Origin of the sequence: Anaerococcus obesiensis ph10, assembly GCF_000311745.1 — a bacterium.
GTDB lineage: Bacteria > Bacillota > Clostridia > Tissierellales > Peptoniphilaceae > Anaerococcus > Anaerococcus vaginalis.
Genome location: NZ_HE978532.1, coordinates 53896 through 66995 on the forward strand (window position 1 = coordinate 53896; position 13100 = coordinate 66995).

At 31.0% G+C, this 13100-nt stretch carries 25 protein-coding genes; all 25 read right to left on the reverse strand.

Going from position 1 to position 13100, the window contains the following annotated elements:
• Nucleotides 1-264 carry a hypothetical protein gene (locus HGAG_RS06240; RefSeq protein ID WP_019118355.1) on the reverse strand — a complete coding sequence of 88 codons (264 nt, stop codon included), beginning with the start codon at nt 262-264 and terminating at the stop codon, nt 1-3.
• Entirely contained in the window at nt 264-1160 is an 897-nt protein-coding gene (locus HGAG_RS06245; RefSeq protein ID WP_019118356.1) for a phage major capsid family protein, read from the reverse strand. Before HGAG_RS06245 ends, HGAG_RS06240 begins: the two co-directional genes overlap by 1 nt.
• 2 nt (nt 1161-1162) lie before the next feature.
• Nucleotides 1163-1645 carry a capsid assembly scaffolding protein Gp46 family protein gene (locus tag HGAG_RS06250; RefSeq protein WP_019118357.1) on the reverse strand — a complete coding sequence of 161 codons (483 nt, stop codon included), beginning with the start codon at nt 1643-1645 and terminating at the stop codon, nt 1163-1165.
• 83 nt (nt 1646-1728) lie between these two features.
• On the reverse strand, nt 1729-3117 hold the full coding sequence (locus HGAG_RS06255) for a terminase (protein WP_019118358.1): 1389 nt from the start codon (nt 3115-3117) through the stop codon (nt 1729-1731).
• Between the two features lie 647 nt (nt 3118-3764).
• Complete coding sequence (locus HGAG_RS11625) at nt 3765-3932, reverse strand: hypothetical protein (RefSeq protein WP_019118359.1); 168 nt, start codon at nt 3930-3932, stop codon at nt 3765-3767.
• Nucleotides 3929-5305 carry a VG15 protein gene (locus HGAG_RS11730; protein ID WP_019118360.1) on the reverse strand — a complete coding sequence of 459 codons (1377 nt, stop codon included), beginning with the start codon at nt 5303-5305 and terminating at the stop codon, nt 3929-3931. The genes HGAG_RS11625 and HGAG_RS11730 overlap by 4 nt, the downstream gene beginning before the upstream one ends.
• Nucleotides 5295-6551, reverse strand: a complete 1257-nt coding sequence (locus HGAG_RS06270; protein ID WP_019118361.1) for a phage portal protein — start codon at nt 6549-6551, stop codon at nt 5295-5297. The genes HGAG_RS11730 and HGAG_RS06270 overlap by 11 nt, the downstream gene beginning before the upstream one ends.
• A 99-nt stretch (nt 6552-6650) precedes the next feature.
• The gene (locus HGAG_RS06275; protein ID WP_019118362.1) at nt 6651-7007 is read right to left on the reverse strand and encodes an HNH endonuclease; all 357 of its coding nucleotides are present in this window, start codon (nt 7005-7007) and stop codon (nt 6651-6653) included.
• A gap of 61 nt (nt 7008-7068) precedes the next feature.
• Nucleotides 7069-7278, reverse strand: coding sequence for a DUF4177 domain-containing protein (locus HGAG_RS06280; RefSeq protein ID WP_019118363.1), 210 nt, complete (start codon nt 7276-7278; stop codon nt 7069-7071).
• A gap of 266 nt (nt 7279-7544) precedes the next feature.
• Entirely contained in the window at nt 7545-7730 is a 186-nt protein-coding gene (locus HGAG_RS06285; RefSeq protein WP_019118364.1) for a hypothetical protein, read from the reverse strand.
• A 359-nt stretch (nt 7731-8089) separates the two neighbouring features.
• Nucleotides 8090-8569: a hypothetical protein gene (locus HGAG_RS06295; RefSeq protein ID WP_019118366.1), complete on the reverse strand. Its 480-nt coding sequence runs from the start codon at nt 8567-8569 to the stop codon at nt 8090-8092.
• A gap of 26 nt (nt 8570-8595) precedes the next feature.
• The gene (locus HGAG_RS06300; protein WP_019118367.1) at nt 8596-9000 is read right to left on the reverse strand and encodes a dUTP diphosphatase; all 405 of its coding nucleotides are present in this window, start codon (nt 8998-9000) and stop codon (nt 8596-8598) included.
• On the reverse strand, nt 8993-9154 hold the full coding sequence (locus tag HGAG_RS11630) for a hypothetical protein (protein ID WP_019118368.1): 162 nt from the start codon (nt 9152-9154) through the stop codon (nt 8993-8995). The genes HGAG_RS06300 and HGAG_RS11630 overlap by 8 nt, the downstream gene beginning before the upstream one ends.
• Nucleotides 9147-9650, reverse strand: a complete 504-nt coding sequence (locus HGAG_RS06310; RefSeq protein ID WP_019118369.1) for a Holliday junction resolvase RecU — start codon at nt 9648-9650, stop codon at nt 9147-9149. Before HGAG_RS06310 ends, HGAG_RS11630 begins: the two co-directional genes overlap by 8 nt.
• Nucleotides 9643-9840 (reverse strand): hypothetical protein, encoded by a 198-nt coding sequence (locus tag HGAG_RS06315; protein WP_019118370.1) that lies wholly within the window; start codon nt 9838-9840, stop codon nt 9643-9645. The genes HGAG_RS06310 and HGAG_RS06315 overlap by 8 nt, the downstream gene beginning before the upstream one ends.
• Before the next feature lie 57 nt (nt 9841-9897).
• Nucleotides 9898-10311 carry a hypothetical protein gene (locus HGAG_RS06320; RefSeq protein ID WP_019118371.1) on the reverse strand — a complete coding sequence of 138 codons (414 nt, stop codon included), beginning with the start codon at nt 10309-10311 and terminating at the stop codon, nt 9898-9900.
• Between the two features lie 9 nt (nt 10312-10320).
• Nucleotides 10321-10491, reverse strand: coding sequence for a hypothetical protein (locus HGAG_RS11635; protein WP_019118372.1), 171 nt, complete (start codon nt 10489-10491; stop codon nt 10321-10323).
• Between the two features lie 225 nt (nt 10492-10716).
• Nucleotides 10717-10905: a hypothetical protein gene (locus tag HGAG_RS06335; protein WP_019118373.1), complete on the reverse strand. Its 189-nt coding sequence runs from the start codon at nt 10903-10905 to the stop codon at nt 10717-10719.
• Nucleotides 10902-11117, reverse strand: coding sequence for a hypothetical protein (locus HGAG_RS11640; RefSeq protein WP_154645844.1), 216 nt, complete (start codon nt 11115-11117; stop codon nt 10902-10904). The genes HGAG_RS06335 and HGAG_RS11640 overlap by 4 nt, the downstream gene beginning before the upstream one ends.
• Nucleotides 11118-11280: 163 nt before the next feature.
• Complete coding sequence (locus HGAG_RS06350) at nt 11281-11727, reverse strand: single-stranded DNA-binding protein (RefSeq protein ID WP_019118376.1); 447 nt, start codon at nt 11725-11727, stop codon at nt 11281-11283.
• A complete protein-coding gene (locus HGAG_RS06355) occupies nt 11720-11965 on the reverse strand; it encodes a hypothetical protein (protein ID WP_019118377.1) in 246 nt (81 codons plus the stop codon). The genes HGAG_RS06350 and HGAG_RS06355 overlap by 8 nt, the downstream gene beginning before the upstream one ends.
• A 16-nt stretch (nt 11966-11981) precedes the next feature.
• Nucleotides 11982-12179 carry a hypothetical protein gene (locus HGAG_RS06360; protein ID WP_019118378.1) on the reverse strand — a complete coding sequence of 66 codons (198 nt, stop codon included), beginning with the start codon at nt 12177-12179 and terminating at the stop codon, nt 11982-11984.
• Complete coding sequence (locus HGAG_RS06365; RefSeq protein ID WP_019118379.1) at nt 12176-12355, reverse strand: hypothetical protein; 180 nt, start codon at nt 12353-12355, stop codon at nt 12176-12178. The genes HGAG_RS06360 and HGAG_RS06365 overlap by 4 nt, the downstream gene beginning before the upstream one ends.
• Nucleotides 12356-12541: 186 nt before the next feature.
• Nucleotides 12542-12730 (reverse strand): hypothetical protein, encoded by a 189-nt coding sequence (locus HGAG_RS06375; RefSeq protein WP_019118381.1) that lies wholly within the window; start codon nt 12728-12730, stop codon nt 12542-12544.
• 9 nt (nt 12731-12739) lie between these two features.
• A complete protein-coding gene (locus HGAG_RS06380; RefSeq protein WP_019118382.1) occupies nt 12740-13096 on the reverse strand; it encodes a hypothetical protein in 357 nt (118 codons plus the stop codon).
• Nucleotides 13097-13100: the final 4 nt, after the last annotated feature.

Consider the following 13100-nt stretch of genomic DNA (forward strand, 5'->3'; position numbering starts at 1 on the left):
TTATTCTCCCATCATAAGCTTATATAATTCATCTTTTCTTGCTTTTGGATTATATTCAATCCCTAATGCATCTAGTTGAGCCATAATGTCCTTTTTTGTAATTTCATCTGAAGATTTTTCTTCTTGGACTTTTTCTTTTTTTGTTTTTTCTTTAGTATTTTCTACTTCTTCAACTTCTTCGCCAACTACTTGCCAATTCTCTCCATATAAAACATCAGGGCTAGATATTCTAGCCCCTGTTTTTGTATTTATATATTCAAACATTATGATGTTTCTCCTTCTTTTATAATTGCAAAGTGATTAGGGTCTAATATTCCCCAACCTAAGTAAGTTTCACATCTTAAATATACTTGGTTGTATCCTTTCAAATCTTTTCCAGAATTGTCAGGATCTCCATATTTAATTACTTCAAAAGGAATTTGTTTTGCATACCCCCATTTGAACATATTAGAGAAATCTCCAACAATCGCCTTATCTTTTGTACCTTTACCAACAGTAGCATTTACATCAACTCTTAATCCGTTTACAGAACCAGGATTTGCACCCCATCTTAATTCTGGGAATAATCTTGGTGTACCTTCTTTTCCATCTACTGTTTGTTTTGCCATAGCGGTTGCAAATGTTGGGTCAAAAGCAGCTCCTGTTACATCTCCTTCAGAACCTCTAATTAAACCAACTGCACTTTCAATATTTTCATCAGGATTTTTAGCGTTAAAGACAACTGTTTGAGTAACTTTCTTGTCAAAATAATTATCTCCAATTACAGTAGATGCTTGTCCAGTTCTTGGATTTATTCCGTGAAAAGCCATAAGGTCTAAACCTTTTGCAACTTTTTTTGCATATCCATCATTAAAGGCTTTCAAGATATTTAACTTATATTCTTCTGATGCATACAAAAATTCATCTGTTACTCTGGCACCATATTCTATTTTTAATGGAACCATAATAACAGTATCAAGGCTTATTCCACCTTCAGATTTTTGTCCGCCTTCTGCAACAATATCAACTTCCTTATCCATAGAAAAAACAAATTCTTTATTTCCATTAAAAGAAATTGGTGTTTGTTTGGATAAAACAGCCAAAGATGAATTACCTTTGACCTTATTCATTAAATCATTTACTAAAATTTCTGGGAACAATTCCCCTCTGCTTAATACCATATTTATTCTCCTTCCATATCAAGACCGTCAAGAAGTTTTTTCAAAGCTTTGTCTTTTTCATCAACCTTATTTTCATAAGACTTTAGTGGTGGCTCATAAGATTTTTTAGATTCTGAAAAATATTTTGCCATACCTTCAGCATCTTTTTTCATAGAATCTTCATCATCTCCAGAAATCTTGTCAGCAAGCTTTAAAGGCAAACCATATTCTAGGGCTATATTTCTTTTAACTTCTGCCCTTTCAAAAGCTGAAATCTTTTCGTTAAGTCCTTTTATAGTTTCATTTTTAACCTTTACATCTTCTAAACTTTCCTTGTATCCTGCCACTTCATTTTTAAGACTAGCATTTTCGCTTTTTAGGCTATTTATTGATTCAACAAATTCTTCCTTTGCTTCCTCTTTTGCCTTTTTGATTGCTCTTTCTAATCTTGGTTTGATAATCGCATCAAATTCTTCTTGACTTTCAATTACTTTAAATTCGCTCATTTCTTCTACTCCATTTCCCCGTGTCCGGTAATTTTATATTAAAAAAGTGACTGTAAACTAATAGTTGACACCCACTTTAATAATCAATATATAATTTTCTGCTTGTTTGTAGACTTTATTTCCTTTACTGCCCAATGAGCAAGTAAACACGCATCCATTAGGCTTATATCCATATCATCAAATTGGGATTTATATCCAAAACCACCAGATGAACCTATATTTCTTTTTTCACAATTAGTAACAACCTGACTTAAAGAAGGTTGATCTAAATGTCCAATAGATTTATCAAAAATTCCCTGCTCCCAAAGAGAATTAGCGTTTATAATCTCTTTTACAGTAGGCAAGATAATATTTTTGACCTTAGCTTCTTTTAATTCATCCTGTAAAATAAATTGCCTGCTTGCACCATCTATTACAACAGCTTTAGGCTTAGTTTTTACTAAAAAATCTATTATCCAATTATCGCCGTTTCTAACATTCTGACAATCAATAGCTTCAACAAAAATCATCTTCGATAAAGTCTTACAAGCTATAGCCAAAGATACATTAGTTCCATCATTTCCAAATTTTATTCCAACGTGCATTTCTCCAGTAAGAATAGGTAAAGACTTTAATTTTAATCTTTCCCATTCTTTTTCAGTAATAGCCGATTTTTGGTTGTATGAAATCCACAATCCCAATCTTTGTATATTAAAATCTGTTTCGTCAGAACCAATTTCATCTTCGATAGACCTTTCTGTAAAAATAGTCCCCAAAGATGGGTTAGTATCATACCAAAGCTTGCTATCATGAATATCTGACATTTCAGACACAGACCATTCTGCCCAATAAACATTGTTTGGTTTTGAAGTTAAACATTGTTTTCTAAAATTAACAAAAACCATACCTGAAGATATGGGAGTTGGTGGAGTTCCACACATTATAGTTTGAGGATTTTTTGAAGATGTTACCGTATATTTAAGAGCTGACTCTTGGTCATCAGTATATTCTTGTGCCTCATCAATTATTAAAAGGTCAAAACCTTCCCCAAGTCCACCAGTAGAAGTTCTTGTTCTAAACTCCACCCTTCCACCAGTTTCAGGAATTTCTACACGTTCACGACCAGTAGCCCTCAAGGATTCATACTCAATATTTGCATCATCCAAAACCCTACACAACTTTTCCCAAGAAGCATGAGAAGTATTAGTCCTGTGAGCAGTATGATTTACAACCTCTCCATTTAAAAGAGCATAAAGCTCTCTCATAACCAAAATTTCAGACTTACCATTTCTTCTTGGCAAAGAATAACCACACTTAGTATGGGTCCATAGCCCATCTTTATTTATGGCCAAGATATCTTTTAATAATAATCTTTGCCACTGCATGGTTTTTCTTTTAGATCCCTCATAAAGTTCTACACATTTTTTAAAATCAGATTTCTTATATCCTTGACTTATCTTTTGGGTAGGAGTCTGCTTACCTAATCTATTCAATACAAACCCCTTTCAAAATTTACAATAAAAAATAGCAGTTTAACGACATACTTAGGTCAAAATCTCCACTAAAAAAGCACCTATAAAATCTTACACCTGTAAGTTTAGCTGTGCTTTATATTTTTTCTTCTATTTTTATAAGCAAAAAGGAGAGTTATTAACTCTCCTAATGCTTGGCTTTAAAGCGGGTTAGTGTGAGATTAAGATGAGATAGAGGGGTACTAATTCTCATTTCATCAATAAGCACTTCTCGGTTTTGCTTATTCTCTTAACAGGATATTGTGGAATATCATTCTGTTGTTAACTACATAGTACCACAAATAGTAGTAAATGTAAATGATTTTAAAGACAACATTCAGCACTCTATGTTCCTAGTTTTTTCTTTTAAGGCGGTGCCGAGATACCTAACTTCACAAAAACTTCAAAACCAATATTAACTTACAACAGAATTATATTATCTAAGTTCTTTTTTGATTTCTATGCTCAAATGAATGACAGTTAAAATCAATACAACTATATTTAGAATTTTTTCAAACTCCACAATGTATCCTTCCTGAACATAAAACCATGTTGTTTTACTTACATAATATACCCTTTCTCAATAAAAAAGCACCTCTAAATCTTACACCTGTAAGTTTAGCTGTGCTTTATTTTTCTTTATTCATTTTCTTTCTATATTCTTCTAGTTCTTTTAAATTAATCTCAGATTGTCTTTTTTCCTCTTCAGTTAATTTCCTAGGACTTTCTGAAGCATATCTTGCCTCAATAATTTCAGCAACTTCTTCTTCAGTTAGTTCCTCTTTCATTAGATTCATCTTATATCCTCCACTATATGCACCATAAATTTACTATCATTATAAATTATCTTATATCTATTATTTCTATCAAGTAAAAATTCCCTCTGCTTTTTAAATCTACCATCAGCTAATTGTTCTACATAAGCTCCATTGCTACCTTTGGGTACAATAATCGCAACATTAGGAGACTTTTTTAAAACTCCATTTTTTGTAACTGATGTACTCAAAAACTTATTTACTTTTCCATTTAAACTATCTGTAAATTCTTCTCTTCTATACACGATTATATCGTGTTTTAACTTATTTTTCAATAAACCCTTATTAATATTAGTTGTATTTCTAAGTATTATTTCTTTTTCTTTATCATTGAAAGGTTTATATCTACCATCTAAAAATCCATTGATTTTTTCAAATAATCTTAGTCCATCTTCATCTTTGCCATTATAAGTGTATTTCCTAATAGCCTTTATTTCATCATCACTTAAAGTTTGAATCCATTTCTTTGCATCTCTTCTTAATGTATTAACAACTTTATTATCTGGCAGTGGATTATAACCTAACTCCATAGCTTTTGATCTAGCTATATTACTTAATTTATTGTCTACTATCTTATTTGCCAAGTCAATCCTATCACGCTTTTCATCTAATGCCTTATGCTTTGCGGCTGAATGAACTATTTGCTTGTTTTTGCCATTTTTAGGATTGTATATTACAGTACACTTACAATGTCTATGCCTTGCAAATGGATTCTTTTTAGGATCTATTTCAGCTAATCTTTTAGCCTCTTCATAATCGTAAGTTCTAGCAAGAGCTTTACAAAAAGAACATGCTCCTCCATGCATTTTTCTTTCAATAACTGGTTTTAATCCAGCTTTACTATGAAAGTCAGCATTATTTCTTATAAGTTCATCTACAATTGATCTTGAAAAATTTTCAGTTGATGAGCATAAATAATTGATCATAGAATCATAATCATCTTTTTTTAAAACACTTTCTACAATACCATCTACCCTATCCTGATTGTATTCTGCATCCACTGCTTTTAAATTTATATTTGCCTTCTTATTTAAGCTGTATTGAACATTTTTAGCATATTCATTTATAATATCGTAATTATTTTTTAAATTAGGATTTAAAATTCTATTAACAATATTGTAATACATTTCCCCATCTGGAAGTCTATCTACACTAATTTTTTCTCTAAAAGAATTAGATAATATTTCTCCAACTTCTTGAGCAAATTCATTAGAATCCAAATGATTAGCTTTATTATTTTTGAGCTTTGATAGTTTTTCTTTTAAAACTATAGATTCTTTAGATTTACTATCAAATGACTTGGTAATATCGCTTAATAATTCAGGAACAATATCCTTAACTTCATCATTCTTCATCTTTGCCCTCTATTACTGGAGGATTTTTGCTTGCATCAAAACCAGTAAGATCTGATAGATTATCTTTTCCAAAAAATCCTGGTATGGCTTGATTAATTTTAATTGATGCATCTCCAATTCCTGAAAGTGTAGTTACATCTGGTTCAAATACTGGATACCAAGTAGGTTTTATTTCATAAAATTGGTTTCTTAAATAAGAATAACCATCTGCTAGGCACCTTGCTACATATCCAACATTTAAAAATCCTGAGCCGAAACACCTTTGAGCCTTTCTTGCGGTAATTCTTAAAGTTTCATGGCTTGCCTTTATCGCCTCAGCTGATGATGGATTATCGGTTATAAATCCTAAATCATCTAAGGTCAAACCTGTTTCTCCAGCAAATCCTGATGCTAAAGTTCTTAATTGTTCTGTAAATGGACTCATAGATTGTTGAGCAAATTGTCCAAGCTTTGGACTATCCCCTTCATCATCTTTTGTAAATTGTAGCATAGATGAAACTGTAGCCTTCCACTTGTCTAATGGTTCAGCATCTTGGCTTAATCCAACCACATACTTTTGTGGGAAAGAATAAAATTCTGCTGTTACATCTGCCCTTTCAAGTGTTCTTTTTGCGTGAGCTTGAAAATACATAGAAGCTCTTGTTATCCTACTTCTACCAAAAGGTCTTACAGCATCTGGACGATATATAATAGGCACTAACAAAGGAATACCAGCAGGATTTTTCACACTAGAATAAATCTTACCTTCCAAATAATATTCAGTCCTATCTGGTAAAAAGATAACTTCCGTCTTTGGATTTCCATTTTCAGTCTTATCTAGAACTGCATATCCGACTTTCAATAGCCCAGTAATAGGATCTATAACTCCAGTCGCTTCGCTTCCCTCAATTATCTGTAATCTAGGATAGCCCTCATTTCCCATAGATATATAAATAAAACAACAAGAAGAAATAAGAGCAGATAGAATTGCCGAATCAAAAAATATATCTGGATTATTCAGGTTAAATATTTCATTCAAATCAAACAAATCATTAGAAAATTCTTTAAAAACCAACCTATCAGCCAAGCTATCCACAGCCTTAGCACACCAACCAAGAGATGACCTATACATCTGCCTAATATGTGGAGGAATAGTTATACCAAAATCACTTTCCCTAAACTTAGAATCATAATATAAGTATCTTTTCCTAACCATAGGCTCAAAACTATTCAATTTTCGCCTTAAAAACTCTAAATCATATTCCATAAATTTCCTTTCTAAAAAAATAATTAACTCCGCATGATAAAAAATGTACAGTGGACGGCTGAACTCCAGCCGAACGACTGGGGCGGGTGGTATCCCCCCCTATAAACCTTTAAATTTTTTCGGCTTATATTTTGTCCAATCAGTCGACCAAGGAAGATTCCTATTTCCTATCACTTCAGGTTCCATGTTTACTTTATTTTTAAATAACTTGTCTGACTTTGCTCTATTGCAAGACCAATGAGCAAGCTGCAAGTTTTCAATGTCAGATGGATGTCCACCCTTTGATACAGGAATAATATGATCAATACAAGGAGCCAAAGGATTTGGTGGTTTCAAACTAAAGTCAACAGGCTTACCACAAATACCACAAACATTCTGCGTCTTAAGTATTATCTTCTTGTTCCTTTCAAAGCTTGCCCTATGAGGTCCAGTCCTATCCAATCTTTCCTTGGCCATAACAACTCCTAACATTCAAATAAAAAAGGATTGCCATAAGACAATCCTCAAATATAAATAATTAATCAATCGATTCAAAAACCATAGTAGCTTGGATTCTATCTCCACCCATTAAGCCTTTACTACCACCATTAGAAGTAGAAATAGTATGTAATCTGTAGCCTTTAGCTGCTTGTTCATTAATAACCCTTTCTAATTCATTAAGATTTTTAGAACCAGTACCCACAAGCTTTTCTTTAAGAGAAACTTGTAAAACAACATAATTTTTCATACAATCCTCCTATTAATTTATATTAATAATATATCAAAAAATAGTGTATGAAACAATAAAATAAATAACTAAGCATTTTATCCAGACTGCTGTAACAAATTATGAATAGTATCAACAACAATAAATATCTAATAATTAAGGAGGATAGCAGTCTGGATCAAACATTTAGGCATAAAAAAAGACGAACTCAATCGTTCGCCTTTAAAATGTATACACTTTTAATCTTACAAATAGTATACCATAAAATAGGAAATTTGTCCCACTTTTTATAAATTTTCTCTTCTAAGCCTAATCCATTCTTCAACTTCAAGCAAATCCTCTTCATTTGCCCAGTCCCTAATATAAGCCTTACAACCCGATTTGTTTCTAGACTTCTTCTTAACATCAGGATTTTTAGCATCCCATTTATTTCTTGCCCTAGCTTGGGCATCACTTGTTTTATTCTCAGTCATACTACCTCCTATAAAAACTTTTTAAATAAGAGAATAATCAAAATAAAAACACCCCAACCAATAACTCCTGTTATTTTTTCTTTTTTTGTAGTTTTCTTGCATTCAAAATTGATTTTCATAAAAATTATAATATAATGATTATACCAACCAAGAGCTATAAGCTCTTAGTTAGCTTAATTTTTATTTTGAAGATTACAATGTTGAGGTCGATTTCAATTTCTGTAATCTTCAATTTTTTTATAATTTTAATCATTATATTATTTCCTCCTTTCATATTTATATTATACACCCATCGTATATTTTTGTCAACACTTTTTCTAAAAATTTTTAATAAAAAAGAGTGGAAAACCACCCTAATTTCAATCGTTATAAAGACATTTATAAATACCCAACAAAGCACAATCACTCTTTCTCCAAATCATATTCTTAGACAAATCATACTTTAAAGCAAGACCTCTAATAGTATCATGCTTATCACTGTGCTTATCAAAAACCCAAAGCCTAAAAACGATAGACTGTAACATATTATCACTAAGCTTAGCAATAGCATTAGAAATTTCCTCACAATCAAGTAGAATCTTTCTTATCTCATCTTCTAAAAATTTAATTTCATCAAGAATATAAGTTATTTTTTCCTCTTGGCTACTCCCACCACCATTAGTAGGATCAGAATCAGACCAACCACAACGGAGCATATCAAGCCTGTCCCTTTTTTCCACAATTTCAGCCTTGATTTCATCAATTAATTTAAGATTTTTTCCATAATTTGAAAGCCTAATCTTTACAATCTCAATATTTTCCCTATGTTTTCTATTTTCCCTAATCTTTTTATAATTCATCACTTCTCCTTTGAATTTATAAATCACTACCTACCAGAAGAACCAAAACCATTAACACCTCTGTGAGTATTAGTGTTAATCTCCCAAATTTTTACTAAGGGTACAATACTTTCTTTCCTAAATACCAGTTGACCGATTCTATCTCCTTTTCTAATCTCATAATCATTACCAGTAAGATTTATAATAGAAGCCTTAATCTCTCCCCTATAAGAAGTATCAATAAGACCAAGATTACATATTAAACCCTTACTAGTATTACCAGACCTTGGTCTTAAATCAGCATAATATCCATCATCTAATTCCAAGAAAACACCAGTAGAAATAGTAGCAGTTTCCATTGGCTCTAAAACCCTATCCTCCATTGCTCTTACATCATATCCAATATCTCCATCTTTCTTACTTAATATATAAGGTGCTTTGTACTTAATCATTAAAAACCTCCTCAAAATTATCATCAATTTTCATTTCGATTTCAGAAATAAAATTTTCAATATCCTTATCCGAAAAATCAAACTTATTTTTCAAAACATAAACAACAATCTCCAAAAATAAAGAACAATCATTAATATTTAAAAACTTACTCATATTTATAATCCAAAAATCTTACACCTTGCCTAAAAATAACCTCATATCGGGATAGGTCATCAGCCTTGACATACTTTCTGCCAAATATTTCTTTCATATTTGTCCAAATATTCCAAGGAATAAAAAAATACCTATCCTTAATCCCAATACAAACTCCAGCAAGACCACCAAGTTTACTTTTAATCTCCAAAACCTCAGCTTGCTTAGAAGAAACCACGTTTTGTTTCATTCTGTCTGTTGTAGTGTACTTTGCCTCAAAACAAATCGACCTACCACCATCAAGAGTTCCCTCAAAATCAGGATTAGCATTCTTAGTAAACTGCCCCTCAAAACGACCTGCCTTTTTAAGCCTAATAACCCTAAAAGGCTCATCAATTTTAGAAATATCAGCCTTGCCCTCATCCCTATAATACTTACAAGCCAAATCAATTAATTTCTCAAAATTTTTACCAAAACCATTTGACTGCAAAGACTTAAAACTTTGGAGATTAGTCATCATCAACCTCATCTAAATTAATTTCAATTAGCTTATAATCATTAATACAACCTCCAAGCAATGCATCTTTACCAACTTTAGCAAAAGCTTTTGTCTTATCTTTAGATAATATCTTTATACACTCGTTTGAACAATCATAGACCATATATATTTTTGACTCATCTTCTAAATTATTTTCTTTAGTTTTCATCCTTCCACCTCTAAATTTTTCTTTTTAAATCTTCGTATATTATGCATAAGGTAACATTTATCCAATCATCTTGTATATTAAAGACTTATCAATATTATATATTTCTATACATCTTCTAATTAAGATTGGTATGTCTCTCTTAAAAATCTTTACTTTATGCTCATATTCAACATTTTTAATATCACTATGAAAACACAATGTTGCACAGACATCTTGAGAATGAAAATTCAGAAGATCAAATCCTGTATAATTATCTTCGGAATAAAAATCAATACATGCCAAATAGTAAATTAATTTTTCAATTTTCATTCCATCAGCCCTAATTTCACTTATCATTTTTTTCTTTAAAGGTATTTTGTTGTTGTCATTATCAACACATCCGACATAATCTGCACTTACATAATATTTCAAAGGAAAATCCTCTTTGAAAACCTCGCAAGGAATTTCGTCATAACTTATTTTTATTTTCATTTCTCAACCTCAATAACTTAGTGTTACAAAAACTGTATCATCTTCATATAAATTATCCGCATCTAATGCGTCTAAAAAGGTGTGAGTTCCGCCGTTTATTCTTTCTTCAAACAAATCAAATTTCAATTCACTTTCTGGGTGAAAATCTTTAAACCAGTCTAAAAAATCTTTTACTTTCATTCTGCAATCTCCATTTTCTTTTAAAACCAATCATAAAATAATTCTAGTATCTTAACTATCAGCAATGCTGAAATCCATATATACGCCACTAATAATATCGATATTACAAGTATAAGCATAAGTAAAACCATAATATTAAAACTTGTCACTTGTTCATCCTTAAACCCTTGTATTTTTTAAATCCATATTTTTCATATTCTTTAACATCTTTAGTTGGTTTTAGTGTCATTCTTCCACCTCTACAAACATTAGATATTTAATTTCAGATGTTGATATAAAAGCAACAACTTCATAGTCATTTTTTTCGTGAATAATCTCCAAATAACAAAATCCGTTATCTTCAATTCTAAAAACATTTGCATCAAACATACATTGCTTTTCATCTTTAAATACAACTTTAATCATTGTTCTCATTCTTCCACCTCCACAACTTCCACCTTATAATCTTTAATATTTAAGCCTTTCTTTTGACTTCTCATCTTAGAGTAAATAGTCATTTCATGCTTACCAGAATCTATAGCTAATTCCTTAATAGTCCTGCCAACAGCAATAGGCCGTTCCAATTCATCTGCCGTAACCATAAAATATAATCTTTCCATAACCCACCTAAATCTTATAATATGCAAACCAATATTTAATTTCTGACAACTTTGCAATTCTAATACATGTTAGTCCTTCACAAAATTCTATCGTCCCTTTTTCTATAAAAACCAGATAGCTTTCTACCAAAAACATTTCTCTTTTGCCGTCATTGAATACAATAACCAAACACATATTAAATCTACTAAACTAAAAAGGAATATTATCATCCTCAATCTCCACAAAATCATCATCAAAATAATCATCAATGTTAGTTATATTGTTATAGGCACTAGCCTTATTATTATCTCCACTAGATTTTGTATTTAAAAATCTTACTCTATCAGCTCTAACATCAGTTGTATAAACCATCTTTCCGTCTTTATCTTTGTATGAACCTGTTTGGATTTTACCAACAATAGCACACAATGAGCCTTTTTGTAGATACTTTGAACAAACTTCTCCCATCTTGCCCCATACAACTATTCTTGGAAAATCTGCCGTAGGATAATTATTTGCAATAGCTTCTTCTCTTTTTTCTTTGCTCATTTCCCTATCTACTGCAAGGGTAAAAGAACAGACAGCCATACTAGATTTTGTATATTTAAGTTCAGGAGCTCTTGTAAGCCTACCTACTAGAGTTAAATTATTAATCATCTATTTTTCCCCATTCATAATTTTTTTCCAACTCATCTACAGCCTTATTAAATTTCCCAAGACAAATCTTTCCAACAGGTTCAATTAATGGTAAATTAATCACACCATCTTTATCTTCACGTATTTCCCTTGCGTTTTCCAAATAAGTATCAATACTAGCTTGAATAAATCCAATTTCTATAGGATTAAATTCTACACTAACAACCATATCTTTTACATCATTCACTTTCTTTTTCATCTTTTTTCCCCACTTTTCAACCATCTATTAATTTTTTATACATTTTTAATATTTCAGTAAGATCTTTTTCTGCATCATCTAATTTGATGTTAAGTTCGATTTTCACTATATCATCATCTGCATTTTCTATTTTCTTTTTCAATTCTTCGATATATGTTGGTAAAAAAGTTTTTGCCCAATAATACGCCTTTCTATCTAATTGCCATTTTTTCATTCCTCTTCCTCCACTTCTTTCAAACAAATACCAATCTCCCTCAAATCAAACTGATATTCCTTAACACAAATAATAGTTGATTTCTCATCTTGCCTTATACTTACATAAATCTTTTTAGGTCTTCCAAAACCCTTAAATAAATTATCAAAAAATCTCTTAGTTTTAATCTTTAACAAAATATCTCCTCTTTCAAAACCTATAAACTATAATTCCAACAAACGCCAATGCTGATAATTGCCCAAATACTAATCCAAAATCAAACTTAGAAAAACTTAATTTTATTTTTCCAAGTCTTTTAAAGCCAAAATAGCACAGGTCACAAATAACCAGCATAATAATTAATCTTTTAATAAGTAAAGGCACTATAAACCCTCCACATAATTTTTAAAATCTCCAGAATATTCAATATCGTCAAACACTTCTTCTTCCCCATTCCTATTTATAATCTCCAAATGAGCATATCCATCTACTACTTCAACTCTACAAATCCTAAAAAAGTCAGTATTTAAATATGTGGTTGAATCATCTAAACTTTTAATTTTTATAAACATTTCTTCCCCCTAATCAAAAAAATCCAATTGCCCATCATCAATCTTGCCAATTTTTATACACTTACCTGAAAGCTCTATAGCCATATTATCTGTATCACTAGCTCCCTTATCAGAAAAAGACTTTTTAAGGCTTGATTTTACATTAAAAGTAATAACTGGTTTTACAAAAGGTTTTATCTCAAAATCATTACCTTCTCTTGGTATCTTTATTTCATCTTCAACAGTAGATAGGGAAATTTTTATATCTATATCTCCAGAATAAAATTCCCCCTTTAAAATTTTTACCATCACTACATTTAAATGGCTGTCACAGGTTGCAAGAAAGTCCTCAAACAAATTCGGGTTTAAAATACTAAATCTTTCCATCTTT

Coding starts and splice junctions, on each gene's coding strand:
- HGAG_RS06240 (WP_019118355.1), bottom strand. CDS start 264: ATGTTTGAATATATAAATACAAAAACAGGGGCTAGAATATCTAGCCCT.
- HGAG_RS06245 (WP_019118356.1), bottom strand. CDS start 1,160: ATGGTATTAAGCAGAGGGGAATTGTTCCCAGAAATTTTAGTAAATGAT.
- HGAG_RS06250 (WP_019118357.1), bottom strand. CDS start 1,645: ATGAGCGAATTTAAAGTAATTGAAAGTCAAGAAGAATTTGATGCGATT.
- HGAG_RS11625 (WP_019118359.1), bottom strand. CDS start 3,932: ATGAATCTAATGAAAGAGGAACTAACTGAAGAAGAAGTTGCTGAAATT.
- HGAG_RS11730 (WP_019118360.1), bottom strand. CDS start 5,305: ATGAAGAATGATGAAGTTAAGGATATTGTTCCTGAATTATTAAGCGAT.
- HGAG_RS06270 (WP_019118361.1), bottom strand. CDS start 6,551: ATGGAATATGATTTAGAGTTTTTAAGGCGAAAATTGAATAGTTTTGAG.
- HGAG_RS06275 (WP_019118362.1), bottom strand. CDS start 7,007: ATGGCCAAGGAAAGATTGGATAGGACTGGACCTCATAGGGCAAGCTTT.
- HGAG_RS06280 (WP_019118363.1), bottom strand. CDS start 7,278: ATGAAAAATTATGTTGTTTTACAAGTTTCTCTTAAAGAAAAGCTTGTG.
- HGAG_RS06285 (WP_019118364.1), bottom strand. CDS start 7,730: ATGACTGAGAATAAAACAAGTGATGCCCAAGCTAGGGCAAGAAATAAA.
- HGAG_RS06295 (WP_019118366.1), bottom strand. CDS start 8,569: ATGAATTATAAAAAGATTAGGGAAAATAGAAAACATAGGGAAAATATT.
- HGAG_RS06300 (WP_019118367.1), bottom strand. CDS start 9,000: ATGATTAAGTACAAAGCACCTTATATATTAAGTAAGAAAGATGGAGAT.
- HGAG_RS11630 (WP_019118368.1), bottom strand. CDS start 9,154: ATGAGTAAGTTTTTAAATATTAATGATTGTTCTTTATTTTTGGAGATT.
- HGAG_RS06310 (WP_019118369.1), bottom strand. CDS start 9,650: ATGACTAATCTCCAAAGTTTTAAGTCTTTGCAGTCAAATGGTTTTGGT.
- HGAG_RS06315 (WP_019118370.1), bottom strand. CDS start 9,840: ATGAAAACTAAAGAAAATAATTTAGAAGATGAGTCAAAAATATATATG.
- HGAG_RS06320 (WP_019118371.1), bottom strand. CDS start 10,311: ATGAAAATAAAAATAAGTTATGACGAAATTCCTTGCGAGGTTTTCAAA.
- HGAG_RS11635 (WP_019118372.1), bottom strand. CDS start 10,491: ATGAAAGTAAAAGATTTTTTAGACTGGTTTAAAGATTTTCACCCAGAA.
- HGAG_RS06335 (WP_019118373.1), bottom strand. CDS start 10,905: ATGAGAACAATGATTAAAGTTGTATTTAAAGATGAAAAGCAATGTATG.
- HGAG_RS06350 (WP_019118376.1), bottom strand. CDS start 11,727: ATGATTAATAATTTAACTCTAGTAGGTAGGCTTACAAGAGCTCCTGAA.
- HGAG_RS06355 (WP_019118377.1), bottom strand. CDS start 11,965: ATGAAAAAGAAAGTGAATGATGTAAAAGATATGGTTGTTAGTGTAGAA.
- HGAG_RS06360 (WP_019118378.1), bottom strand. CDS start 12,179: ATGAAAAAATGGCAATTAGATAGAAAGGCGTATTATTGGGCAAAAACT.
- HGAG_RS06375 (WP_019118381.1), bottom strand. CDS start 12,730: ATGTTTATAAAAATTAAAAGTTTAGATGATTCAACCACATATTTAAAT.
- HGAG_RS06380 (WP_019118382.1), bottom strand. CDS start 13,096: ATGGAAAGATTTAGTATTTTAAACCCGAATTTGTTTGAGGACTTTCTT.